The 22,708-nt window shown below is 47.2% G+C and carries 25 protein-coding genes; 11 read left to right on the top strand and 14 right to left on the bottom strand.

The window, feature by feature from the left end:
• Nucleotides 1-20 precede the first annotated feature (20 nt).
• A complete protein-coding gene (locus ACTOY7_RS12620; protein ID WP_004071571.1) occupies nucleotides 21-227 on the bottom strand; it encodes a hypothetical protein in 207 nt (68 codons plus the stop codon).
• A 192-nt stretch (nucleotides 228-419) separates the two neighbouring features.
• Between ACTOY7_RS12620 and ACTOY7_RS12615 the strand changes: the two genes are divergently transcribed.
• Both ACTOY7_RS12615 and ACTOY7_RS12610 read left to right on the top strand, forming a co-directional pair.
• The gene (locus ACTOY7_RS12615) at nucleotides 420-1,103 is read left to right on the top strand and encodes a response regulator transcription factor (RefSeq protein WP_004071573.1); all 684 of its coding nucleotides are present in this window, start codon (nucleotides 420-422) and stop codon (nucleotides 1,101-1,103) included.
• Nucleotides 1,104-1,158: 55 nt separating this feature from the next.
• Nucleotides 1,159-2,208, top strand: a complete 1,050-nt coding sequence (locus tag ACTOY7_RS12610) for a HAMP domain-containing sensor histidine kinase (RefSeq protein WP_482670756.1) — start codon at nucleotides 1,159-1,161, stop codon at nucleotides 2,206-2,208.
• A gap of 154 nt (nucleotides 2,209-2,362) precedes the next feature.
• On the opposite strand, the gene ACTOY7_RS12605 is transcribed toward ACTOY7_RS12610, so the two are convergent.
• Entirely contained in the window at nucleotides 2,363-3,205 is an 843-nt protein-coding gene (locus ACTOY7_RS12605; RefSeq protein ID WP_482672678.1) for a PD-(D/E)XK nuclease family transposase, read from the bottom strand.
• 247 nt (nucleotides 3,206-3,452) lie between these two features.
• On the opposite strand from ACTOY7_RS12605, the gene ACTOY7_RS12600 reads away from it, so the two are divergent.
• The 3 genes from ACTOY7_RS12600 (at nucleotide 3,453) to ACTOY7_RS12590 (ending at nucleotide 8,199) form a co-directional block, all read left to right on the top strand.
• Nucleotides 3,453-4,022 carry a TetR/AcrR family transcriptional regulator gene (locus tag ACTOY7_RS12600; RefSeq protein ID WP_160284655.1) on the top strand — a complete coding sequence of 190 codons (570 nt, stop codon included), beginning with the start codon at nucleotides 3,453-3,455 and terminating at the stop codon, nucleotides 4,020-4,022.
• A gap of 277 nt (nucleotides 4,023-4,299) precedes the next feature.
• On the top strand, nucleotides 4,300-6,264 hold the full coding sequence (gene baiCD, locus ACTOY7_RS12595; RefSeq protein ID WP_482671898.1) for a bile acid Fe-S flavoenzyme BaiCD: 1,965 nt from the start codon (nucleotides 4,300-4,302) through the stop codon (nucleotides 6,262-6,264).
• A gap of 12 nt (nucleotides 6,265-6,276) precedes the next feature.
• Nucleotides 6,277-8,199 (top strand): oxidoreductase, encoded by a 1,923-nt coding sequence (locus ACTOY7_RS12590; RefSeq protein ID WP_482671899.1) that lies wholly within the window; start codon nucleotides 6,277-6,279, stop codon nucleotides 8,197-8,199.
• Between the two features lie 285 nt (nucleotides 8,200-8,484).
• Here the strand turns inward: ACTOY7_RS12590 and ACTOY7_RS12585 are convergent, their stop codons facing one another.
• From ACTOY7_RS12585 to ACTOY7_RS12555, 7 genes are all read right to left on the bottom strand, one after another.
• The gene (locus ACTOY7_RS12585; protein WP_482672677.1) at nucleotides 8,485-9,360 is read right to left on the bottom strand and encodes a hypothetical protein; all 876 of its coding nucleotides are present in this window, start codon (nucleotides 9,358-9,360) and stop codon (nucleotides 8,485-8,487) included.
• 57 nt (nucleotides 9,361-9,417) lie between these two features.
• Complete coding sequence (locus ACTOY7_RS12580; protein WP_482672676.1) at nucleotides 9,418-9,819, bottom strand: hypothetical protein; 402 nt, start codon at nucleotides 9,817-9,819, stop codon at nucleotides 9,418-9,420.
• 6 nt (nucleotides 9,820-9,825) lie between these two features.
• Nucleotides 9,826-10,293: a hypothetical protein gene (locus ACTOY7_RS12575; protein WP_482671651.1), complete on the bottom strand. Its 468-nt coding sequence runs from the start codon at nucleotides 10,291-10,293 to the stop codon at nucleotides 9,826-9,828.
• A 342-nt stretch (nucleotides 10,294-10,635) separates the two neighbouring features.
• Nucleotides 10,636-12,072 (bottom strand): sulfatase family protein, encoded by a 1,437-nt coding sequence (locus tag ACTOY7_RS12570; protein ID WP_482671652.1) that lies wholly within the window; start codon nucleotides 12,070-12,072, stop codon nucleotides 10,636-10,638.
• Between the two features lie 18 nt (nucleotides 12,073-12,090).
• Nucleotides 12,091-12,264 carry a hypothetical protein gene (locus ACTOY7_RS12565; RefSeq protein ID WP_482671653.1) on the bottom strand — a complete coding sequence of 58 codons (174 nt, stop codon included), beginning with the start codon at nucleotides 12,262-12,264 and terminating at the stop codon, nucleotides 12,091-12,093.
• Nucleotides 12,265-12,331: 67 nt separating this feature from the next.
• Entirely contained in the window at nucleotides 12,332-12,466 is a 135-nt protein-coding gene (locus ACTOY7_RS12560; RefSeq protein ID WP_482671654.1) for a hypothetical protein, read from the bottom strand.
• A 4-nt stretch (nucleotides 12,467-12,470) separates the two neighbouring features.
• Entirely contained in the window at nucleotides 12,471-12,722 is a 252-nt protein-coding gene (locus ACTOY7_RS12555; protein ID WP_125129142.1) for a DUF2442 domain-containing protein, read from the bottom strand.
• 272 nt (nucleotides 12,723-12,994) lie between these two features.
• Between ACTOY7_RS12555 and ACTOY7_RS12550 the strand changes: the two genes are divergently transcribed.
• The 3 genes from ACTOY7_RS12550 to ACTOY7_RS12540 are packed head-to-tail and all read left to right on the top strand — an operon-like array spanning nucleotide 12,995 to nucleotide 14,186.
• Nucleotides 12,995-13,192: a 4Fe-4S binding protein gene (locus ACTOY7_RS12550; RefSeq protein WP_160284048.1), complete on the top strand. Its 198-nt coding sequence runs from the start codon at nucleotides 12,995-12,997 to the stop codon at nucleotides 13,190-13,192.
• On the top strand, nucleotides 13,189-13,779 hold the full coding sequence (locus ACTOY7_RS12545; protein ID WP_302136745.1) for a 4Fe-4S binding protein: 591 nt from the start codon (nucleotides 13,189-13,191) through the stop codon (nucleotides 13,777-13,779). Before ACTOY7_RS12550 ends, ACTOY7_RS12545 begins: the two co-directional genes overlap by 4 nt.
• On the top strand, nucleotides 13,743-14,186 hold the full coding sequence (locus ACTOY7_RS12540; protein ID WP_482672194.1) for a hypothetical protein: 444 nt from the start codon (nucleotides 13,743-13,745) through the stop codon (nucleotides 14,184-14,186). Before ACTOY7_RS12545 ends, ACTOY7_RS12540 begins: the two co-directional genes overlap by 37 nt.
• 208 nt (nucleotides 14,187-14,394) lie before the next feature.
• Here ACTOY7_RS12540 and ACTOY7_RS12535 read toward each other — a convergent pair whose 3' ends face one another.
• The 5 genes from ACTOY7_RS12535 to ACTOY7_RS12515 all read right to left on the bottom strand — a co-directional run bounded on the left by ACTOY7_RS12535 (nucleotide 14,395) and on the right by ACTOY7_RS12515 (nucleotide 20,478).
• Complete coding sequence (locus ACTOY7_RS12535) at nucleotides 14,395-15,405, bottom strand: sensor histidine kinase (protein ID WP_482671655.1); 1,011 nt, start codon at nucleotides 15,403-15,405, stop codon at nucleotides 14,395-14,397.
• Complete coding sequence (locus tag ACTOY7_RS12530; protein WP_125129149.1) at nucleotides 15,395-16,078, bottom strand: response regulator transcription factor; 684 nt, start codon at nucleotides 16,076-16,078, stop codon at nucleotides 15,395-15,397. Before ACTOY7_RS12530 ends, ACTOY7_RS12535 begins: the two co-directional genes overlap by 11 nt.
• Before the next feature lie 48 nt (nucleotides 16,079-16,126).
• Nucleotides 16,127-18,193, bottom strand: coding sequence for an ABC transporter permease (locus ACTOY7_RS12525; protein WP_482671656.1), 2,067 nt, complete (start codon nucleotides 18,191-18,193; stop codon nucleotides 16,127-16,129).
• Nucleotides 18,183-18,956: an ABC transporter ATP-binding protein gene (locus tag ACTOY7_RS12520; RefSeq protein ID WP_300826632.1), complete on the bottom strand. Its 774-nt coding sequence runs from the start codon at nucleotides 18,954-18,956 to the stop codon at nucleotides 18,183-18,185. The genes ACTOY7_RS12525 and ACTOY7_RS12520 overlap by 11 nt, the downstream gene beginning before the upstream one ends.
• A 517-nt stretch (nucleotides 18,957-19,473) precedes the next feature.
• Nucleotides 19,474-20,478, bottom strand: coding sequence for a DUF5688 family protein (locus ACTOY7_RS12515; protein WP_160284055.1), 1,005 nt, complete (start codon nucleotides 20,476-20,478; stop codon nucleotides 19,474-19,476).
• 772 nt (nucleotides 20,479-21,250) lie between these two features.
• Here ACTOY7_RS12515 and ACTOY7_RS12510 point away from each other — a divergent pair.
• The 3 genes from ACTOY7_RS12510 (at nucleotide 21,251) to ACTOY7_RS12500 (ending at nucleotide 22,545) form a co-directional block, all read left to right on the top strand.
• The gene (locus tag ACTOY7_RS12510; RefSeq protein WP_482672555.1) at nucleotides 21,251-21,784 is read left to right on the top strand and encodes a carbohydrate ABC transporter permease; all 534 of its coding nucleotides are present in this window, start codon (nucleotides 21,251-21,253) and stop codon (nucleotides 21,782-21,784) included.
• A 31-nt stretch (nucleotides 21,785-21,815) separates the two neighbouring features.
• Nucleotides 21,816-22,073, top strand: a complete 258-nt coding sequence (locus ACTOY7_RS12505; protein ID WP_482672192.1) for a nucleoside phosphorylase-I family protein — start codon at nucleotides 21,816-21,818, stop codon at nucleotides 22,071-22,073.
• 163 nt (nucleotides 22,074-22,236) lie between these two features.
• Nucleotides 22,237-22,545 carry a YgjV family protein gene (locus ACTOY7_RS12500; protein ID WP_482672197.1) on the top strand — a complete coding sequence of 103 codons (309 nt, stop codon included), beginning with the start codon at nucleotides 22,237-22,239 and terminating at the stop codon, nucleotides 22,543-22,545.
• The last annotated feature ends 163 nt before the right edge of the window (nucleotides 22,546-22,708 follow it).

Raw genomic sequence — 22,708 nt, 5'->3', positions numbered from 1 at the left:
CTATTTAAAGTCATTAGATATTACCAGACCATATGGCTGATCTGCTCCGTAACTTCTTTTAATTCTTTTTCCAGATCTGCCTGCGCCCGCAGATCATGAAGCTGCATGGCCAGGCGGATCTGCATATTCAGAGAGCATTGCTGATCCTTTAATAATGTAAACTTTGTCTTCCTGATATCCAGCGAAAGGGGTTCTATCTGATTATTTTCTATTTGATTATTTTCCATATGAAATTCTCCTTTTTCCTGTTTGTATTTATTCTAAGAGGGCTTGTTAAACTCAATTTAAACTCTCTGCTTCTAAATATGAAAAATATGTGAAATCCTCATATTCTTTAGATTCCGTTTAACTTTCTGTGTTACAATTTTTGCAAATAGATCCGTAATGATCAATGTTCAAAATGATATGGAGGACTTCCCATGCTGCAGATTTTAATTGTAGATGATGATAAGAATATACGCCGTTATCTGGCCGCTGTTTTAACCGAGGCCGGATACTCTGTTTCCTGTGCGTACTGCGCCCAGAAAGCGCTGGAGATTATGGAAAATGAAAAGATCGACCTGATCGTGCTGGACATCATGATGCCGGGCATGGATGGCTATGCCTTTGCAAAGCTTCTGCGGGACTGCGGCAGCGATATCCCGATCCTGATGCTCTCCGCAAAACAGCTTCCGGAGGATATCAAGGAGGGATTTCTGTCGGGGACGGACGATTATATGACCAAGCCTGTAAACGAAGCGGTCATGCTTCTTAGGATCAAGGCTTTGCTCAGAAGGGCGAAGATTATTTCCGACCGCAGGCTCACGATCGGCTCAACCGTACTGGACTATGATTCCATGACTGTAAAAAACAGCGAGGGCAGTCAGCTCCTCCCCCAGAAAGAATTTCAGCTTTTGTACAAGCTGCTGTCCTATCCGAACAAAATCTTTACCCGCATGCAGCTTATGGAGGATATCTGGGGGCCGGCCTCCGATTCCACGGACGCGACAGTCAGCGTCCACATCAACCGTCTCAGGAAACGTTTTGAAGACTGCAGGGATTTTTCCATTGTCACCATACGGGGGCTGGGCTATAAGGCGCAGGTAGAGGAGGATCTGGTATGAAAGAGCAGGGTAGAGGAGGCGCTGGTATGAAAGAACAGGCAGAGGAGGCGCTGATATGAAAGAGCAGGCAGGCGTCCGCGTCAAAATGACGTTGTTAACTACAGGTTTTGTTTTCATCTTGCTGGTTCTGACCATGTCTGCCAGCAATGCGATCATTATTTTCGCCATAAGACACGGCTGGATCAGCGCAGAACCAGGCGCACCTTTGAAGCCGTTTCTGTTCCAGAGCGGTATCATCAGTATCGTCATCGGCACGACCATTTCCTTTTTTATAAGCCATTTTCCCCTGCGTCCGCTTCATACGCTGATTGACGCGATACACGAGGTATCCGCGGGGAATTATGATGTAAAAATCCATCTGGAGCATCCGAAAGAATTTCAGAAGCTTTCCGAATGTTTCAACCAGATGACAGAAGAACTGGCCGGAATCGAGATGTTCCGTTCTGATTTTATCAACAATTTTTCTCATGAGTTCAAGACGCCCATCGTCTCCATCCTGGGCTTTGCCAAGCTGCTGAAGAGCCAGAAGCTGGATGCCTGCCAAAGCCGGGAATATCTGGACATTATCATTGAGGAATCCCGGCGTCTCTCCGAACTGTCCGCAACCGTGTTAAACCTTTCCAAGGTGGAAAGCCTGACCCTTCTGACGGACAAGACCGACTTTTCCTTGAGCGAACAGATCCGGGAAGCCATCCTGCTTCTGGAAAGCAAATGGTCAAAAAAGCAGATTGATTTTGATATTGATATGGAAGAGGTCATGATCCGGGCAAATGAACCGCTCTTAAAGCAGGTCTGGATGAACCTGCTGGACAATGCGGTCAAGTTTTCCCCGGAAAAGGGCTGTATTGCTGTTGCTCTGCATTTGGAAAATGGACATGCGGTTTTCACGGTGAAGGATCAGGGGGCGGGTATGGATGAAACGATACAGAAATATATTTTTGATAAGTTTTATCAGGGAGATACGTCTCACAATATGGAGGGAAACGGGCTTGGTCTGCCGCTTGTAAAGAGGATTTTAGAACTGCATAAGGGGGAGGTTGCTGTGAGAAGCAGGGCCGGGGAAGGGAGTGTTTTTGTTGTCAGGATTTTGGTGGATGGGAAGTAAAAAATCCCGGGGGAAGCTGACGGGGAATTAAGATTCCAGAGCCGTTTTCCCTGTCAGCATCGGAATTTTTTTGTAAAGGAAGTGCAAATACAGCCAGCAAAGCTGTCTGCCGAGGCTGGGAACCTGTTTTTAGATTCCCGGCCTACGGTTTTGTTTATACTATCCGTTCTGCATTCAGTTTTTTTACTTCGTCAAGTGGAAGTCCTGCGTATTCCGCAATTTTTTCAAGTGTCAATATCCCATCTGCCAACATTCTCCTTGCGGAATTAATCGCTCCCTCTTTCAATGTCTGATTCCTCATATCTTCCATAGCCCGGCACATAATTTCGATTCCCTCCTTGCTCTCTTTAAAAAATCTCACCCTGTCCGCCAATGTCCTATAGTACATATCCGCTGCATCTATACAGGAGAAGTCATGCATTAACTTCCCGATTGGCGTATCTCCACGGTAAGCGCCATTTACATACAGTATGTGCGAACCGTCCTCAAATCTTTCCCCAGTTCCTAAAAAGCATCGCTCAATCGGATAGAGCGGCAGCCCTTTTCCCATTACGTCATTCTCTGTGATAAAGATTACCCACGTTTCCGGCAGCTTGTCGAAGTCCTCGCCTTTCTTCAAAAGGTTTGCGTCCATCATGCTGCTGTTGTACCTTGCTCTTTTTCTCCCGGCTCCTTTGTCGGAGCGCTGTACTTCTACATTCAGTTTTGCCCCTGTGCTGTCCGTAGCCAGGATATCCAACCTCACTGAACGGTTCAGCAGGTTCTCCACAAATACCTGGGTGCGGACGTCCAGCACCTTTAAATCCGGTTTTTCCAGAACAATCTGCAATACCAGTTCTATGCTTGCCGTATCTCCCTCAAAACACTTTGTGAGGAAATCATCATCAAGCAGGCGAAAGCCTCTTAGCCTCTGTAAATCTTCCTGATGTTTCTGGTCTATCTGTTCCGTCACTGTCAACCTTCCCACCTGCTTTCCCTTTCGTTTTCGTATCTCCATACTACCATAAACCTCCTGAATTTACAAGCACATGGCTATTTGTGCAGTGTATTCATTACAATTTGTATGGGGGGTTCTTACTGTCCTACTGTTTGCCAGAAGCAGTATCTGGTATCTGAAAATGAAATTTTACCACTTTTCGTTTTCAAAAATTCAATCTTCAAAAATTAAAATTGTCTTTACAATTGCAGTCATACATTGTAAAATATTTGTAATCTACCGACCGGTCGATAGAAAGGAGGAATGCATGAACCATACGGAACGGAAAAATGAGATTATTGAGGCCTCCATCACGCTGTTTTGCGAGCGGGGGCTGGATCTGACATCCATGCAGGATATCGCCAATGCGGCTGGCATCTCCAAGGCAACCTTATATTTTTACTTTGACTCGAAAGCAGCGTTGATTCAGGAGGTACACCAGCATTGTTATCAGATGGATGTGGACGCCTGCAATTTTGGGATGGAACAGGAAAAGACGGCCATGGACAAGCTGTGCCGGAGATTTCGCAATATCATCAGCTATTCCATGAGCCACCCCAGGGAATCCATGATCGAACAGTTGTATACAGCCTCTCCGGTTTATTGCGGCATGCCCCTGCAGTGTAAAAAGGAATTTTACGCGGATATTGAAAAGATTGTACTGGAGGGCAAGGAGAACGGAGAATTTAAAGAAAGCCCAAGCTGGCTTCTGACAACCGCATATTATGGTTTCGCCTGCCAGATTTACCTGAAGTTGAAGGAAGAACCGTCGTTATGGAATGAGGATACGTTCAATGCCTGTACCAAGATGCTTCGTGGAATGTTTTTAAAGGCTTAAAACAGCCTTTCGACGACTGGCCCGCCGATGAAAATGTGCGGGCGTTGTTACTGTTCACACCCTTTGGGTGCTCCAGTAACAGTATCCAGCCCATTTTAAGTCGCCTTCGGCGGTCCTAAGCGCCAGCGACGCTTGTTTAGGACGGACCGGAACGGAGTGTAGACGGGCTGGATATTATGGCAAATGTTACTTTATTGGCCGGACGCCGTGCAGCAAGTGCACGGCACCGTGTGAACAGTAACCGAGCGTTTCATTAAGTAAAGTAGGAGGAAAGAAGATGTCATTTGAAAAATTATTTTCACCAATCAAACTCAGGGAACTGGAATTGAAAAACCGTGTAGTCATGAGCGCCATGGGAACGCATGAAAGCTCAGAGAGCGAGGACGGGAAAGGCGTAACGGATAAATTGATCGCGTACCACGTTGCCCGGGCAAAGGGAGGCTGCGGACTGAATACGGTGGAGGTGTCCTCCGTAGATGCGGCAAGCGCGCCGTCAGGATTTTTGTCCATCGCAGACGACAAGTATATCCCGGGATTTCGCAGGCTCAACGACGCAGTTCACGAGGCAGGCGGAAAGACCTGTCTGCAATTATGGCAGGGCGGTCTTGCCGTTGCAAGCGACCAGACGGTACAGATCCTTCTGCCCAACGATATGCCCCTGTCCGCGGAATATACGGTGCCGGCCATCACGGAGGAAAGGCTGTATTCCGTCATTGACGCCTTCAAAGCAGCGGCAGCAAGAGCGGTGGAAGCAGGCTTTGACTGTCTGGAATTTCACTGTGCGCACAATTATCTGCCCCATTCCATGCTGTCCGGCGGGTTAAATCACAGAACGGACGACTGGGGAGGCAGCTTTGAAAACAGAAAGCGGTTCCCGTTGGCATGTATCCGGGCGATCCGCGAAAAAATGCCAGAGGGGATGCCGCTCCTGATGCGGATCGACTGCCATGACGATATGCTGGATGGCGGCCTGACCGTGGATGATGTCATTGAATTTTGCCGGGACGCCAAAGAGGCCGGTGTGGACGTCCTCAATATTTCCAGAGGAAATATCGTGTCCGCGGCCACGGTTTACGAGGTGGCGCCTGTGGATATCCCGAAGGGATTCAATGTGGAGGACGCTGCCAGAATCCGCAGAGAGACCGGCATGATCACCATGCCCTGCGGCAGGATCAATACACCGGAGTTTGCGGAGCAGATTCTGGAGGACGGCAAAGCAGATCTGGTCGTTATGGCGCGGGCACAGCTTGCGGACCCGGACTTCTGCAATAAGGCGAAGGACGGACGGCTAGGTGAGATCAAGTATTGTATCGGCTGCAACCAGGGCTGTTATGATTACTTCGTTACCTCGCTGTCGAATCCGGAGGTTAAGCATATTACCTGCATGAGAAATCCGGCTCTGCTGGAAGAAAAGGCTGCGGCCTTAAAGCCAGGCAGAACATCCAAAAAAGTGCTCATCATAGGAGGCGGCATTGCCGGGATCGAAGCGGCGCTGGATCTGAAAAAGACGGGCAACGAGCCTGTGATCTATGAAAAGAGCGGAAGCCTTGGCGGGCAGTTTGTCCTTGCGGGCGTTGCGCCGGGAAAAAGGGATTTCAGTTATGCGGCTGAAAAAGCGGTGGCAAATGTAGCGGACCAGGGGATCGAGGTGCATCTGAATACGGAAGCAGGACCGGAACTGATTGAAGAAATGAAGCCGGATGCGGTCATCATCTCTGCCGGCTCCGTACCCATTGTTCCAGACATTGCAGGGAGTAACAGCGAGTCTGTGATCGAATCCCATGACCTGCTTTCCGGCAAAGAGATCCAGGGACAGAGCGCGGTCGTGATCGGCGGCGGACTGGTGGGCTTTGAGTGCGCCCAGTATCTGGCATCCAAAGGAATCACGGTGAACATTTTGGAGATGAAATCTGAGGTGCTTACAGAGCTGGGGCAGCTCCGTCAGATTACAGCCAACTTTGCACTCTCCGAGATGCCCATCACCGTCCACAAGGATACCACCTGCAAAGCAGTCGAGACAGGCAGAGTCGTGGCCCTTCAGGGAGAAAAAGAGGTTTCCTTCGAGGCGGACATTGTGGTAATGGCAGTGGGGACAAAATCCGCAGAGACAGCGGCTTTCCAGGATGCCTGCGAGAAGCTCGGCATTCCGGCTTATGTCATCGGGGATGCAAAAAAGGCTCCGGGCATGGCATTGGATGCCATCCATGACGCTTACCATGCAGTATTAGAGATCAATCAATGAAGGGAGATACATATGGCAAAATTATTCAGTGAATTTACAATTGGCTCTATGACCATGAAAAACAGGACTTTCATGGCACCCATGTCATTGGGATACGGGAATCCGGGCGGAGTTCCCGGCGAAGAACAGCAGGCATACTGGCTGGCCCGTGCCAAAGGCGGAGTCGGATGTATCATCACGGACGCGACGAGTGTAGATCCGAATACGCCTTACCTGGGCAACACGTTATGCTTCCGGGATGAGGAAAGCATCGCCGGATACAAAGCATTTACAGATAAGATCCATGCATACGGCGCAAAGATCATTCCCCAGATCACGCATCCGGGGCCGGAGAGCATTTCTTCCTTTTTCGGCGTTACGCCGGTGTCGTCCAGCGGATATAAAAATTCCATGTGGCAGGATACCCGCGCCCTGGAGGTTGAAGAACTCCCGCCCATCATCGAACAGTATGCCAACGCTTCCTTTCAGGCAAAACAGGCCGGTTTTGACGGGATCGAGCTGCACTGCGCGCATGGGTATATGCTGCTCGGGTCGTTCTTGTCCCCGCTGAGAAATACCCGTACCGACGAATATGGGGGAAGCCTGATGAACCGCGCCCGTCTTCTGCTGGAGGTCGTGGACGCGATCAAAGCAAAATGCGGAAAAGAATTTCCCATTATCCTCAGGATGTCAGGGAGCGAAAAGGTGCCCGGAGGAAATACGGTTGAGGATATGATGGAGCTGGTACCCGTACTGATTGAGCATGGAATCGATGCACTTGAGATCTCGGGCGGCTCCCAGTACGAGGTGCCGCACAAGATCATGCCGTCCCATGGGGAAGAAGCAGGCGCAAATGTGGAGGAGGCTGTCCGGATCAAATCCGTCAGCACGGTTCCCGTGATCCTGGTCGGAAAGATCAATACGCCGGAGCTTGCACAGTCACTGCTGGAAGAAGACAAGGCGGACGGGATCGTGCTGGGCAGGGTGCTGCTTGCAGATCCGGAATTTGTCAACAAGATCCGGGAAGGACGTACAGAGGAGATTGCTCCCTGTGCCGGATGTCTGGTAGGCTGCGTGGGTGAGCAGAATAAGCGCCGTCCGGCCTCCTGCGTGATCAATCCGTTTTTGGGAAAAGAGACAAAACTGTCCGTCGTACCGGCAGAACCCCCGAAGAAAGTAGCGGTCATTGGCGGCGGCATCGGCGGAATGGCCGCGGCAAGGATGGCGGCTCTCAGGGGCGAGGATGTGACGCTGTATGAAAAAGAAGAAAAACTGGGAGGCCAGGTTTTGCTGGCAGCGATCCCGCCGCACAAATCGTCCCTGCTGAAATGGATACAATATCTGGAGAAGGAGCTTTTGCGTCTGCATGTGAACGTAGAGCGGGGGCATGCGGTGAGCGCAAAGGAGATTCTAAAGAGCGGCTTTGACGCAGTAATTCTTGCCAACGGATCCCACCCTGTGTCGTTGCAAGAAGGGGAAAATATCTGTACCGCGCATCAGATCCTGCAAGGCGAGACGGCAATTCCGGAAGGCAATGTGCTCATCGTCGGAGGCGGCATGGTGGGCCTGGAGACGGCCGAGTATCTGGATTCCGTAAAGAGCGGGGATCTGTCGCTTACTGTCATTGAGATGAAAAATACTATGGGCGAAGGCATGGCGCCCGGCAACCTGGTTCCGGCCATGGGAAGGCTGAAAAAGATCGGCGTGACCATGATGACGGAAACGAAGCTGAAATGTATATCGGGAGATACCGTGACATTGGAAGCTGCCGGCCAGGAAAAAGAGGTATCCGGGTTCACAAAGATCGTATTTGCTGTGGGTTCCAAGCCGGACACCGGACTGTATGAAGCGCTCAAAGACTGCGGGAAAGAAATTTACACAGTGGGTGATGCGAAGGAAGCAGGCCAGGCGCTGCAGGCGGTTGCAGATGGAACAGCGGCGGCCATGGCGCTGTAGTACGTGTGCTTCCGAAAACAAAGAACCGTAGGCAATTTAAAATAATGGACTGAGTTACAGGACACACCTGGTCAGGGCGTGTCCTGTAACATTTAATGAGAAATTAAGCAGAGAAGATTTTGATGCCATTCCATTTATAAATGCCTTTCTGTTTCAGCAGGCTGAACTCCCTGAGATACAGAAATTGATTTCCATTAATGGTAAGGAAGGCGCATATATACGACAATACAAAATAATGGGAGAACTGATCAGCCATCTAACCAATTCTCCCATAGAATTGAATCTCTATAATTTTGCAATATACTTTCCCCTGTCAGCATCCGGGATTTTCATCGCCGTCATTGCCTGTTCCGCTGTCCACTTCATGGTATCCATCAGATTTTTTATTGTTTCAAGCAATGTCTCCTGCTTCGTTTCCTGCCTTGTTTCACGTTCCTGCTTTTCGAAATCTTCCTTCATCAATTCTCTCAATGCGTCACACATAATTTTATCGCACCTCCTGATCGCTTCATAAATTTCCCTGTTCGCAGATACACTAACCTGCAGAACCGCGTCTATGTTATTTCTGTCACCTGGCTCGGTCATCTTTCCTGCCTTTTCAACAAATGCCCGGACATCCTCTTCCTGTACATGTTTCGACAGGACACGCAGTGTACGGTGTGTTTCTTTCTCCAGTTGTTTTGTCACTACAATCTGTGTATCAAACAGTGCCTGCTTCCCGCTTATATAGTATATTCCCGGATATCGCTCCTCAATCTCCAGACCCATTTTTTTCATTGTTTTAAACATTTCTCTCGGGCAGCTTTCCCGGAAAATTGAAATTGTCAATTCATCGGCGGGGATCTGGTCTACGCTTTCTCCCAATCCTTTATACAGGCACGCATAGCCAACCGTTTTATAATAATCATCAATGGTAAGCGCGTCATCCGGATTTTTGTATTCCACTACATTAAACTTTTTAAATATATGCCCAAGTTCGTTTTCTATCCGGACATCCGATAGTTTCTTGATGATCAGCAGATCCATCCGGACAGGCTCTTTGCTCAGATTATACTCCCTCTGAAATTCAAGATCACCCTTGTTCGATAAAAATTCCAGCTCTGCCGCTCCATAAAAACCCGGATGCCAACTGATATTCAATACCTCAAGATTGTCCGGCATCTGCTCTCCCCCCTTATCCTGCCATCTACTTTTCCTGCTGTTTGATCATCTTCTTTACTATAATTTTGCAATATACTTTCCTCTGTCAGCATCCGGGATTTTCATCGCCGTCATTGCCTGTTCCGCTGTCCACTTCATGGTATCCATCAGATTTTTTATTGTTTCAAGCAATGTCTCCTGCTTCGTTTCCTGCCTTGTTTCACGTTCCTGCTTTTCGAAATCTTCCTTCATCAATTCTCTCAATGCGTCACACATAATTTTATCGCACCTCCTGATCGCTTCATAAATTTCCCTGTTCGCAGATACACTAACCTGCAGAACCGCGTCTATGTTATTTCTGTCACCTGGCTCGGTCATCTTTCCTGCCTTTTCAACAAATGCCCGGACATCCTCTTCCTGTACATGTTTCGACAGGACACGCAGTGTACGGTGTGTTTCTTTCTCCAGTTGTTTTGTCACTACAATCTATGTATCAAACAGTGCCTGCTTCCCGCTTATATAGTATATTCCCGGATATCGCTCCTCAATCTCCAGACCCATCTTTTTCATTGTTTTAAACATTTCTCTCGGGCAGCTTTCCCGGAAAATAGAAATTGTCAATTCATCGGCGGGGATCTGGTCTACGCTCTCCCCCAATCCTTTATACAGGCACGCATAGCCAACCGTTTTATAATAATCGTCAATGGTAAGCGCGTCATCCGGATTTTTGTATTCCACTACATTAAACTTTTTAAATATATGCCCAAGTTCGTTTTCTATCCGAGCATCCGATAGCTTCTTGATGATCAGCAGATCCATCCGGACAGGCTCTTTGCTCAGATTATACTCCCTCTGAAATTCAAGATCGCCCTTGTTCGATAAAAATTCCAGCCCTGCCGCTCCATAAAAACCCGGATGCCAACTGATATTCAGTACTTCAAGATTATCCGACATCTGCTCTCACCCCTTATCCTATTTTCCTTCTTATATTCTTATACTAGCATCAGACACGATAATTCGCAAGTCATAATCTGTATATGTGCGCGGTTGCGGTTACTGTTCAGATGTCTATTATGTTGGGGTCAACTTTTGATTCGTGTCCACGACTATGGGTATATTATACAACTTGTCTGAACGCGAAATAAAGTCAAAAAATCATTTAACGCTGGAAAACTGAAAAATGCCTTTGCTGAATGGATTGATAGAGGTTTAAATTGTTTTAAAATTCTTTTCCCGCACGATATTCAGTTGTCAATTTTTAGGTAGAATCTCATTCATTGAGATTCCGAGAAGTTATTATCTGTCATATTTACGCAGAACCTTTTCCTGAAATACAGACACCAGCCCGTCCTGGCTTTCCATCATATAGCCGTAGAGCTTCTTCCGGTAGGATTCGATCAACGCCTGATATTCCTTCCTGTCGATCAGATTGTGAAGGCAGTCCGGATCGTGTTTGATATCATAAAATTCTTCCGGCGTACGGTATAAAAAGAACTCAACCCGCTTGTGGATCTCCTCATCCGTTTCCCCCGCTGCTTTCATGGCGTTGAACGTCAGGCCCGCCGTAGACTCGTTCAAAAATGGTTCCCCATTTCCCGCCCATGCATTGTATATATACGAATACTCCGTGCCCTGCACACAGCGCATCGGGAAATGCCGTTCACGTCCGGTTACTGCATTTCTTGCGGTTTTATAGAACATGGTATAAATCGTATCATACTGGTGCTGCAGGCCCCCTGACAAAATCCCTCTCAAAGATGTTCCGTCAGCGCCTTCGATCGGGTTGATCCCCAGATAATCCAGTACCGTAGGGGTGTAATCAATGGATGAAATCAAAGCGCCGGTCCGGCTGCCGGCGGGTATCTGTCCCGGCAGCCGGAAAATAAACGGGCTTTTTGTGCTGTTTACATAACAGTTCGTCTTTGCAAAGGGCAGCGCCGCGCCGTTATCGGACAAAAACATCACCAGCGTGTCATCCCTGAATCCTTCGTCCTCCAGTGCGCAGAGTATCTGTCCCACCGCTTCATCCCCGCGGTGGACGGAGGAATAGTAATCTGCGATCTCGGTGTGAACATCCTCCAGATCCGGCAGGAATCCGGGTACGTCCACCTCCTCCGGCTCATAATACCGGCTGGATTTTACGTATTTTCCACGATAATATTCCCCCTGTTCCATGGACGGGTCAAAATCCACATTTTTTCCTGATTTGGAGAGATATGAGGGGGTCTCAAATACGGAACCTGCAAAGGGGCGGTGCGGGTCATGTGAATTTGCCATTAAGAAAAACGGTTTGCCCTGCCCTCTCGCCTCACGCAGAAAATCCCGCGTGTGCTCATACATTTTCTCCGGATCGCGCCCCCAGTTTTCCTCCGGATTCAAGGTCTTGACCACAAAATCCCATGCAAATTTTTCTCTTGGCTGCAGATGGTCCACTTTTCCGATAATTCCATTATAATACCCATAGTCCCGCAGTCTCTCTGTCAGTGTTTCGACGCAGTAATCAATCTCCTCAAATCCTCTCGCACCATTTTTGTGGGGATATCTTCCTGTCAGCAGCACGGAACGCGACGGCTGGCAGACGCCTACTGCCACGTAGGAATTTTCGCACAGCATCCCTTCTGCGGCCAGACGGTCGATATTCGGCGTGATATCCGAAACCTCGCAGCCCATACAGCCCATGGAATTATAATTCATGTCATCCACCGTGATCAAAAGTACGTTCATCCTGTTCATTTTCTTTCCGCCCCCTTTCTATTCCGCGGATGTATTGCCCAGCAGTTGTTCCAGCCGCACCGGGTCCTCCGCCTTTTCCTGCCGTTCTGTCAAAAGCTTACGCATCTCCTGCTTTTTCGCATTGTACTCCGGAAGCACTGCCAGGTTTTTCAGTTCATAGGGATCTGCTTCCAAATCGTAGAGTTCATCCAATGTATCCTCGGTTGCCGCATATTTCCTCCGCCGTATACACAGCTTTTCCGCCGGGGTCCAGCTTCTTCTAGTGGTTCAGAATGTATAGCTTCTTAGTGACCGGCATCTCTTCCATCTCACGTCCGCATTTTGCAAACCGCTTCACAAGCTCTGCTTTTCCCATTACTGTACTGTACCACGATTGGGGGATTCTTCTATGCATATCTCTATTTTCCCTGTAAAATGCCATTTTCGTACAATTCATGCGGTGCGATATCCTGTCCGTTCATCCATTCAATACCCGTACCACCAGGAAGAAGGCGCACTGTCTGAAAATAAGCTTCATTTCCCAATTCCCCGAACCAGCTTCCCATAATATAAGGACGTACATCGAATAACTTTATCTCTCCTGTCTCATAGGTTAGAAGAAGACTGAATGGTTTTACCGGTTTCACTTCTGTAATTTTCGGCTGAAGCATGTCTTATTCCCCTTTGGCCAGCAATATGCGGCATATGATGTTTACCTGTATTTTCCTTATACATACGAACAATAATTCCGTAAAACATACTTAACACTGGCATGACAAATCCTCCTGTACCTATGCGATAAAACAATATTTTTTTCATTATGCTCATAAGCAGCAATTCAGTCAACGCACCTTATTCTTGATTTGCAAGTTATGTGACTTCATCACCGAATAAATCATTTTTTCACTGTATAATGAATGAAAAACTATAAGGAGTTTTACTCATGGCAAAGAGAAAAGCAGTCGTCAGCATCCAGGAATGTGTAGCCTGCGGATGCTGCATAAAGGTTTGTCCTAGAAGTGCGATCACGATTTTAAAAGGCATCCATGCCAGCATCGACAGGGAATTATGTGTGGGATGCGGAAAATGTGCAAAAGAATGTCCCGCAAGCATTATTTCATTGGAGGTGACGGAAAGATGAAAGAAAAGAAGAAATGGTATGATTATCTTTGGATAGTTTCTCTTACTTACCTGATCCTGGGATTTTTCAATATCCTTTTTGCATGGCTGGGACTCCTCTGCTTTTTTATACCGCTTTTCATAGCGATTATAAATGGCAGCAAAGCCTACTGCAACAAATACTGCGGCAGAGGGCAACTGTTTTCCCTTGTAGGCGGAAGGTTCGGATTGTCCCGGAAAAAGGATATTCCAAAATGGATGAAGTCAGCATATTTCCGGTATGGATTTTTAATCTTTTTCTTTGTGATGTTTTTCCTCATGCTGTGGAACACCTGGCTGGTATTCGCCGGCGTAAAAAATCTCAGCACTGCAGTAACACTGCTGTGGACGTTCAAGCTTCCCTGGCACTGGGCTTACCACGGCACGCTGTTTTCTGACGGAACCGCACAGTTTGCTTTCGGCTTCTACAGCGTGATGCTTACCTCCACCGTGCTGGGATTCCTTACCATGGTGTTATTCAAACCCCGCTCCTGGTGCGTGTACTGCCCTATGGGAACCATGACGCAGCTTATTTGCAGAGCAAAAAACGGGGCGGCGCTGCAAAAATGATCATCTTGCCCCTGGTGTCAGCCATAGAAATCTTGAAAAGGATATCGGAGATTGATGAAAATCGTTTTTCTCTTAGTACAATAGATCTGCCGCCGGGCATATTATTTGCAGTATATGATTCCGAAACAGGCGCGCCGGAATATATTCTTGATTATTACGGATATGGTTTTAATGGAATTGGTTCTCTGGAAGAATACTTTGCATATGATCCGGATGAGTACTATGCATCGCTGCAAATGGGATTGCCTGCATTATATTATTCAGGAAGAGAAAATCCTCCGCATTCCGAAATTTGGGTCCTTTATTTTTTGAAAATGGTGGAATTGTATTCTAAAAAAGTGTATGAGTTATCGAAAGCCTCAGAAACGGATGTATTAGAAGGAAGCTTGCCGCGAATGTTTTTTTGATTCCCGTTATTGTCAAAACAAGAGTTCGCTCCTATCAGTTAAGTGATTTTTCAAGAACCAATGAAAAAAAGATTTTAAAAAGGTTGTCTGACTTCGATTTCCTTTTTCATCCGCAGAAGTACTTCGAAGCTGCACTCGCGCACATCAGACATATACTATGAAAAAAGGGGCGAACGCCAAACTAACCTCCGCCCTTCGCCCCCCCCTTTCATCCAACAACCGGAAACACAATCCGTACTTCAAACCCTTTCCCCCATTCCGAATTGGCATCCAGAGACAGGTTCAGCTCTTTGGCCATCTCTTTGGCGAGATACAGCCCCATGCCGGTGGCTTTTTTTCTTCCTTCACCGGAATCGCCGGTAAATCCCTTTTCGAAAATATAGGGCAGGTCGCAGCTTCGAACTCCCATACCGTTGTCCCGGATACTCAGCACATGGCAGTCATTTTCCATAAAAAATCTGAAGATAAGCTCCGGCTCTTTGCCGCAATATTTTATGGAATTACTGATCACCTGCCGCAGGAGAAAACGCAGCCCTCTCCGGTCGGAGCAGACCGTCTGCTCCGTCATGTCCGCCTGTATCTGAAACTGCTTTTCCTCCAGCAGCGGTTTATAATCCTCCAGAACCTCCTCCACACATCCCCTGACAGAAATATGTTCGAACAGGTAGTCCTTCCTTGATCCTTTCAGACGCGCGTAAAATAGCATCTGGTCCACGGACTCCTGCAGGCGGTTCTGGATATAGTCCAGCTTGCAGCTAACATTTTCGGACAATTCCTCTCTGCGGTTGTCCAGAAGCAGCGTCAGCAGGGAAAGCGGCGTTTTGGCTTCATGCGCCCAGGCTTCCACGTATTCTTCGTAATCATTCATCTGCTCCAGGAGCCCGATATAAGCATTCTGCTTGTCACGCAGGCACCTGCCCAGCAGGCGGACAGCCTCCCCCTGGGCCGGAACCAGAACCCCCAGCAGCCGTTCCTCATGGTACTCATCGGGATTCGCCAGAAAATCCAAAAATACCTGCTCTCTTTTTTCTTCCAGATGAACCAGTACAAAGCATATTGCGGAAAACATCAAAAGCACTGCCAGCAGGAGAAGAGCCGACATCGCATAAAATGCATCCAGATCCGCAATCCACAGCAGAACGGTGAAAAACGCGTCAACCCCAAACAGGAGCAGAAGCCAGGGCAAATACCGCAGAATTTTTTGAAATTTACGCTTCATGAGGCTCCTCCTCCGTAAAACGATATCCCAGCCCGCGCACCAAAACAATCTGTCGGCGCATCCTCAATCCCGCCAGTGTCTTTTTCAGCCGTGTCAGATTCACCTGGAGGGCATTTTCATCGATAAATTCCGTTGTCCCCCAGATTGCCATGCACAGCTCTTCCTTCGAAACGGCCTCCTCCCCATGGAGCAGAAACATTTCCAGAATTTTCCCCTGGTTTCTTGGAAGGACTACGGAGCTGTTATGGATATACAGCGTATAGGTCTGACGGTCCAGAAGGCATTCCGGGCCTTCCAGCAGATTTTGCCGTCCCTCATAGCGTTTCAATACATTTGACACACGGGCCAGCAGCCGTTCTTTCCTGCATGGTTTTATCAAATATTCGTCGGCGCCCAGATTCAGCGCGTGAAGCTCGTCCTGCAGCTGATCGCGGGACGTCAGTACAAGAACCGGGATGCTGCTTTTTTGCTTGATTTCCCGGCAGATCTGGAAACCGCTGCTCACAGGCAGGTTCAGATCCAACAGCACCAGATCCGGCGAAAGCTTCAAAAGCTGCTTTGCAGCATCCCCAAATTCACTGATCTCTTCCACCTCATAGTCCGCTTTTTGCAGAATGCCGGATAACTCTTCCCGCATAAAAAGTTCATCTTCTACAATTGCAATCCGCTTCATAGATCTGTCCTCCCTAACCAATTTACGCCGCATATGGTTCTGCCCGGGTCATTCTTCCCGCTCCAGCTCCGTCAATGTCAGCAGATAACGGTCGCTTGATTTTTTCACCGCGGCAACATAAATATATTCTAACACACACAGCCCTGAAATCATAACTATAGAAAGCATGATCATCTGTAAAAAATGTTCCTTTGCATCCGGTGATAAAAGTCCGGTAAGCAATGCGCGTACTCCAAACACACTGCTGCATGCGGCGGCCACGGTGGGGATTCCAAAATACCAGTTGATCTGTTTTCTGGCGGATCTGCATAAGGTCTTATACGAAGCCCCCAGACGGATCAATGTCCGGTAACGGCGGTTTACATTCTGCTGGCCCATCAGGAACTGTACGCCGATGACCGTATTTGCAATGATCAGAAATATAACCGCAAGGTAGATCGTAATATAGCTGGCGGACACCATATAAAACATCTGCCGTCCCATATTCTGCAGGTAGCTCTCATACTGCAGACCTGTTTTGTCCAGCTCCCTGTTCATATCCGATATGGCGGACATAAGGCTTGCCTTTTGGATCGTTTTTTCATCCAAGACACCGTCGAGATAAATTTCACACTCTCCCTGAGTATAGTATTCAAACATTTCATCCGGAACGATCAGCGCGAAAGCCAATGTAATCGAACGGTCCGTCACCACGTCCGTTGTCTGCACCGGGCCTGTCAGATAGAGTGCATCCCCATCCAGCAAGGCTTCCGGCTTTGTTTCCAGAATACGGTTCAGCATCTGCCGCATTTCCTCCGAGCTGAATCCGCTGTCCATATACACAGCCGCTTCCTCTGCATCCAGCTTCAGTTCCGGCATGTCTGCCGCGGCCAAAAGCCGGTTATAGCCGCTCAGGGAAATCAGATATGGGGTGTAGTATTTCATATTATTCAAAAGCCGGCCGCTGATTTCGGCAGGCTGCATTCCATCCAGTTCCTCCATCAGCCGATCCATTTTTAATACATCTTCTCTATCTTCCCCGGTCCGGCTTTGAACCATTCCGATCTTTATTTCAAATAAATCTGAAAACCGGGAATCCAGTCCATGATCCAAAAGCTGCTGTCTGATTGCCGCAGCCTCCTCACTGCTTTCCACATACGCAAAGGTATAATCCAATACATGGGGTTCCGATTTTCCGTAAAAACCCGCAATGGCCACGCCCGAGCCAAAGCAGCACATGGCAGCCAGAATCAGCAGGGAGCAGACCGCAAGCGTACCGGATTGGTAAATCACCGTCTCCTCAACCTGCCGAAAATGAAAGACATGAAGCTGCCGGTCACGTTTTCCGGCTTTCACCAACAGGCCGATCGGAAAACGAAGTCCCCAGAAAAGCGCCATGGTTCCCACCAGCCCGAACATCACAGCGGCTGTCATCTGCCGGACATATATCCACGCTTCCCCTCTGGTCACGCTGGTATAGGCAATGATCAGGCAAATGATCCCGGCTATGAGAGAGGCCCCATAGACAGGCGCGGGAAGCTGCTTCTTTTCCCCCTTCGGCATTTCTGCCAGCAGGGAATCTATTTCCTGCCTGCTGATCTTTCCGCTGAGAATCAAAAATGCGGCGAATTTGATCAGGAGGAATCCCCCTGCCGTCCAGAACATTGCCTCAAGCGAAAAGGAAACCTGATGCCCCACAATGCTGATTCCGACCAGGCGTGCCGTGATCAGGCTGATCAGTTCTGACAGCATGAGTGAAACCGGCAGCCCGACGGCCAGTAAAATCAGACTGTTCCGAAGATCCTCGGCCAACAGCATGGTAAATAATTTGCTTCGTCGCATCCCCAGGATCAGATAGACGCCGAACTCGTGCTTGCGCCGTTCCATCTGAAACCTGCTGGCATAATAGATAAGAAAGAACAGGATCACCAGGGCCATTCCATAAAATACCGGGATCATGGACATCAGTTTATTGACCGCGTCACTCTCCATTTTGGATAAAAAAATCATCACATCCTGACGGGGCAATGCCAGAATAATATAAAATACAATGATTGCTGCCAGCATAGAACCAAAAAACAAGCCGTTTTCTTTCCGGTTCCTTTTGCTGTTGCGTGAGACCAGTTTAGAGAACATTTGCACTGCCACCTCCCAACTGCGCCATCATCATCAGTATCCTCTCATAGAATAACGGCCTTGTTTCATCCGGGATATCCCGACGCAGCTCATGAAAAAGCACTCCGTCCTGGATAAACAGTATCCGGCTGCAGTAACTTGCCGCGTTGGAATCATGTGTCACCATGAGGATTGTAGCATGTTCATCCTGGTTCAATCCGGCCAGTTTCTCCATCAGCGCCTTTGCATTTTTCGAATCTAAGGCTCCGGTGGGCTCGTCCGCAAGAATAATGCCGGGATTCAGGATCAGCGCCCTGGCAGCTGCGATCCTCTGTTTTTGTCCCCCTGACATCTGTACGGGAAATTTATCCAGAACGTCTGTCACTTCCAGATACGATGCCAGTTTTTCGAGCCGTGTCCTGCTCTCCTGCTCCGGCACGCCGTGAAGGGACAGCGGAAGCAGAATATTTTCACGCCCGGTCAGGTTATCCAGCAGTTCAAAATTCTGGAATAAATATCCGATCTCCCTGCCCCGGTAGTCTGCCAGCTCCGCCCCGCTAAGGCTTAAAACCTGCCTGCCCTTCATCATGATGCTGCCGCTGCCCGGCCGGGTCACGGCTGCAATGCAGTTCAGCAGCGTAGATTTTCCCGACCCGCTGCAGCCCATAATCCCCAGAAATTCCCCGGGCATTACCTGAAATGTAATACCGTCCAGCGCCTTTGTCTGGTTCGGATTTTTGCCGTAATATTTTTTCAGAGATTCAATTTCGAGAATTGGTTCCATCTTTTTTGCCTCCCTTTTTGATCATGTATTTATGATACCACAGGGCGGCTCCTGGTAACACTTACATCTGATGAAAGGGTTGGGAGATCAAAGTTACTGAGAGCACCCGTTTAGATGTGAACAATAACAGATGTGGAATTTAGCAGCGGTACAGGGAAAGGATCTGAAATTAAATATCAGATGGTCGTAGACGGTACTGCTGCGGTTTCGGATGGAGTGACGGCATATTGGGCGCCCGCTGGGTTATACTAGTACAGCATTGCGTAATTAACGGTGAATTCTGCACCTGCTATTTCTGCCAGTTCTGCGTTGTCGTCAATCAACGATGCCACCGCATCGCCTCTTTCCTCCGCCTTGTCCTGACAAAAGTATCAGGCACATGATTCACCATTATATACGCAATGCTGTACTAGATATCTGATATTTTGAAATGAATGTCATGAAATCGGCATTAGCCGACCTCCCCTCTTTTAACGCAGCTGCATTTTTTTGTAAGCCGCAGTAGCCGTCGGATTCATCAAAGCTCCAGCTGCCTCATTTCCTGATTCGCTGTTTCGTACAGATAGACCTTGTTCGACAAGACTTCTGACGGATCGAAGGCTTTGTTCATCTGCTTGATCCGCATCAGTATACTTCGCGGCTGGATTGTGCCTTTTTTATGAAGTCTGGCTTCGCTGGTGCCCGTAAAAGCGATATAATAATCGTCTCCGAAAAGCTCTGCTATGCGCTTCATTACTCCGGGATAAAACATGGCAATTGCGCCGTTTATCTGCGCTGTCGTTGTCACGGTCGGCACTGCATTCGGTGAAAGAGAAGTGATATCACTGTTCAACGCCATAAACGCGCCTCTGTGATAAGGTGGATTTACGATGTCCATTGCATTTAAGTATATACGCGGCGGCGCCATGATGTATGTATTGCTCATCGCGCTCTCCCACACTTCTTCTTCATCGATCCCCCATGCCTGCATTGAGGCTTTCGGGACCTTAACAGACAATACATCATGTGTTTTTCCGTCATTTTCATCACTTGCAAGAATATAGAGCACCAGCACCATATCGCCGATGCGTCTGAAAATATGGTTTTTCAGTTCATATCGGTGGTCATTGAAATTCAGCGGGCGGATAAAAAGCTTGTCTTTCAACAAGTCATACTCATTTTTTTCGATCAGATCTATAATTCCCAGTTCCATAAATTTTCTGCTGGAATCAATGGAAGAAAGAATCTGTTCCCACACAGCCTCCCAACTGTCTTTTTCATACTTCTGATACAACTGCCCGCAGTCAAATCTGCACATCTGTTCTCTCTGGCCCTTATATTGGTACAGGATGATATAATCGCCAATCAGCACATCCGACTCCGTTTTGTGATACTTGATGTTTGTTTCACGTATAATAGAAAGTTCCTTCGCATCCGTCGATGTGGCTCCATCCTCAATGAAGACCATTTTGTTATAACCCAATTCCTGTTTCTTTTCTTCAAGCTTTTTTTGCAGTTCGCTGATAAACTCCTTATATGCCATTTTCATACCTCCGTTTATTATTTATTCTATCATTTCCATTCCAATCAATATCCAAACTCTCAGAAAGTCCATTTGCTTAATTTACTTCTGTCTCTGTAAAACCAACATACTCCTCCATCTGTCTGGGACTGGCCATTGTATGCTCTCGGAAATTATTTAAAGCTGACTGTGTGCCATACTTCTTAATTGGCAAAATCCCCGTAATATATACAAGCTTTAAAAACGCCCCTGATGGTGTCCCTTTAATAAACCTCTTAATTCCTCATTGTTTATCATTCATCTATCCGACAAATCATTGAGGGATTGGATTACTTGTCTTTGTAAATTGACAAGTTCCATTACCACCTTTCTTACTTAAACTATATTCTTTTACTTAGTATACCCTAAAAAGCAGATTCTCTCAATATACTATTTTTTCAGCAATTAAAATTCCCTTGCTTGTAAAATGAACATTTTTACTGTTTTTCCATCTTTTTTCTGTTCCCTGGTAAATGCATGTCTAAAGGCTTCTGGATTTATAATAATCTCATTCTTAGCTGGACTTTCGGAGTTAGTATATACCATCCGAATATACTGAATCTTCTACATTTTCATATTTGACAGTACTTTTATTTTTTCTTGATCTGCGATAGGAAGAAGGGGTTGATTCATAATATTTACGGAACTGAGAAATAAAAAAATGGTGTTGTATATTGTTTGTGTATTGCTTTGTGCTTTGATGATATTTCCTCTGTTATGGGGAGTGACGTCTTCTTTCCGGACAGATGATGAGTTGTTCAAATATCTGATGCCTTTGTCATGGAAGACGTTTGTTCCGCAGAACATCACATTCGATGCGTATATCCGGATTTTTCAGGAGTTCTCTTTTGGAAAAGCAATTGGAAATACGGTGATCGTAACTTCACTTACGATCATATTGGGGCTGATCATAAATAGTATGGCCGGTTTCGCCTTTGCCTGTTTTGATTTTCCGCTGAAAAAAGTATTATATGCCGTGATCTTAATGACATTTATGATACCGTTTGAGGCGATCGCGCTTCCGCTTTCCGTACCTGTTACAATATCAGCCGCGCTGATGATCTTTATCTCACAGTGGAATTCTTATCTGTGGCCTCTGATCATCGGGATGTCAAAGGATATGCAGGTGATCCAGACAGCGCTGGGATCGTTCCAGCAGGAGAGAGGAACGTTGTGGTCATACCTTTATGCGGCGACAGCGATATCGGCTGTCATTCCGCTTGTGATATTCCTGCCCCTGCAGAAATATTATGTGGAGGGAATTACCAGCAGCGGCGTAAAGGGTTAGTGTAAATAAAGAGAATAGGAGGAGGATAAAAATGCCGACACCCCATAACAGAGCGAAAAAAGAGGAAATTGCAAAGAAGGTTTTGATGCCGGGAGATCCGCTTCACGCAAAGATCATTGCGCAGAGCGTGTGGAGTGAATCCAGTTATGCGCGTACACAGAATGGATATGAAGTCGACATCTTGTTTCCAGATCCGGGATTAAATAAGGAAATATTGCAAACGGCGGCATATATTGATATTCCGGTAAAAGCGGAGGCTGGTTGGAAGACATGGATACATATGCTGTGATTGACGCGACGATTGCTGAGAATTTTGAAGTTGAGATGTCCGAAGGAACCATTGGAACCTCAATTCTCGCAAAATTGAGATGATCTTTCCCTGAGGACACGCAGATATTATAGAATATCAGAGTACTCTGTCAAAGAAGGGAGGATTGGCTTTGGACAGTTCAATGATCATAGAAATCATAGGTTATATTGGATCTGCTTTGATAGTGGCTTCTATGTTAATGACTTCTGTAATAAAATTAAGAGTGGTCAATACGGTCGGAGCGTGTTTTTTTGTAGTATACGCGCTGCTCATTCATTCATATCCAACCGCGTTAATGAATGCCTGCCTGGCAATCATTAACATCCATAAGATTATTCATTTGCCGGGGAATGAGCAGAACTTTACGGAAGATTCCCCGCTCCTGCTTACAAGGGATTCAAAGAATGTGGCATCAGTATGCACGCGCAAGACTGTGTCCCAAGAAAAATAGCGGAGTAAAAGACGGTAACCAGATTCATTACATAGGAACGGCAGAGAGAGTTTACATACATATACCTGAATCCGTGAACCTAACCTAAAAATAAAATGAAATCGGTAAATAAGAAATATGAGGCACTCTTTGTACCAATTTCATGCCAATAAAATATTGTTTT

The sequence above is a fragment of the Schaedlerella sp. genome (genome assembly GCF_056796775.1).
Note: the sequence above shows the minus strand (reverse complement) of the source record. Positions and strands in the feature narration are given on the sequence as shown.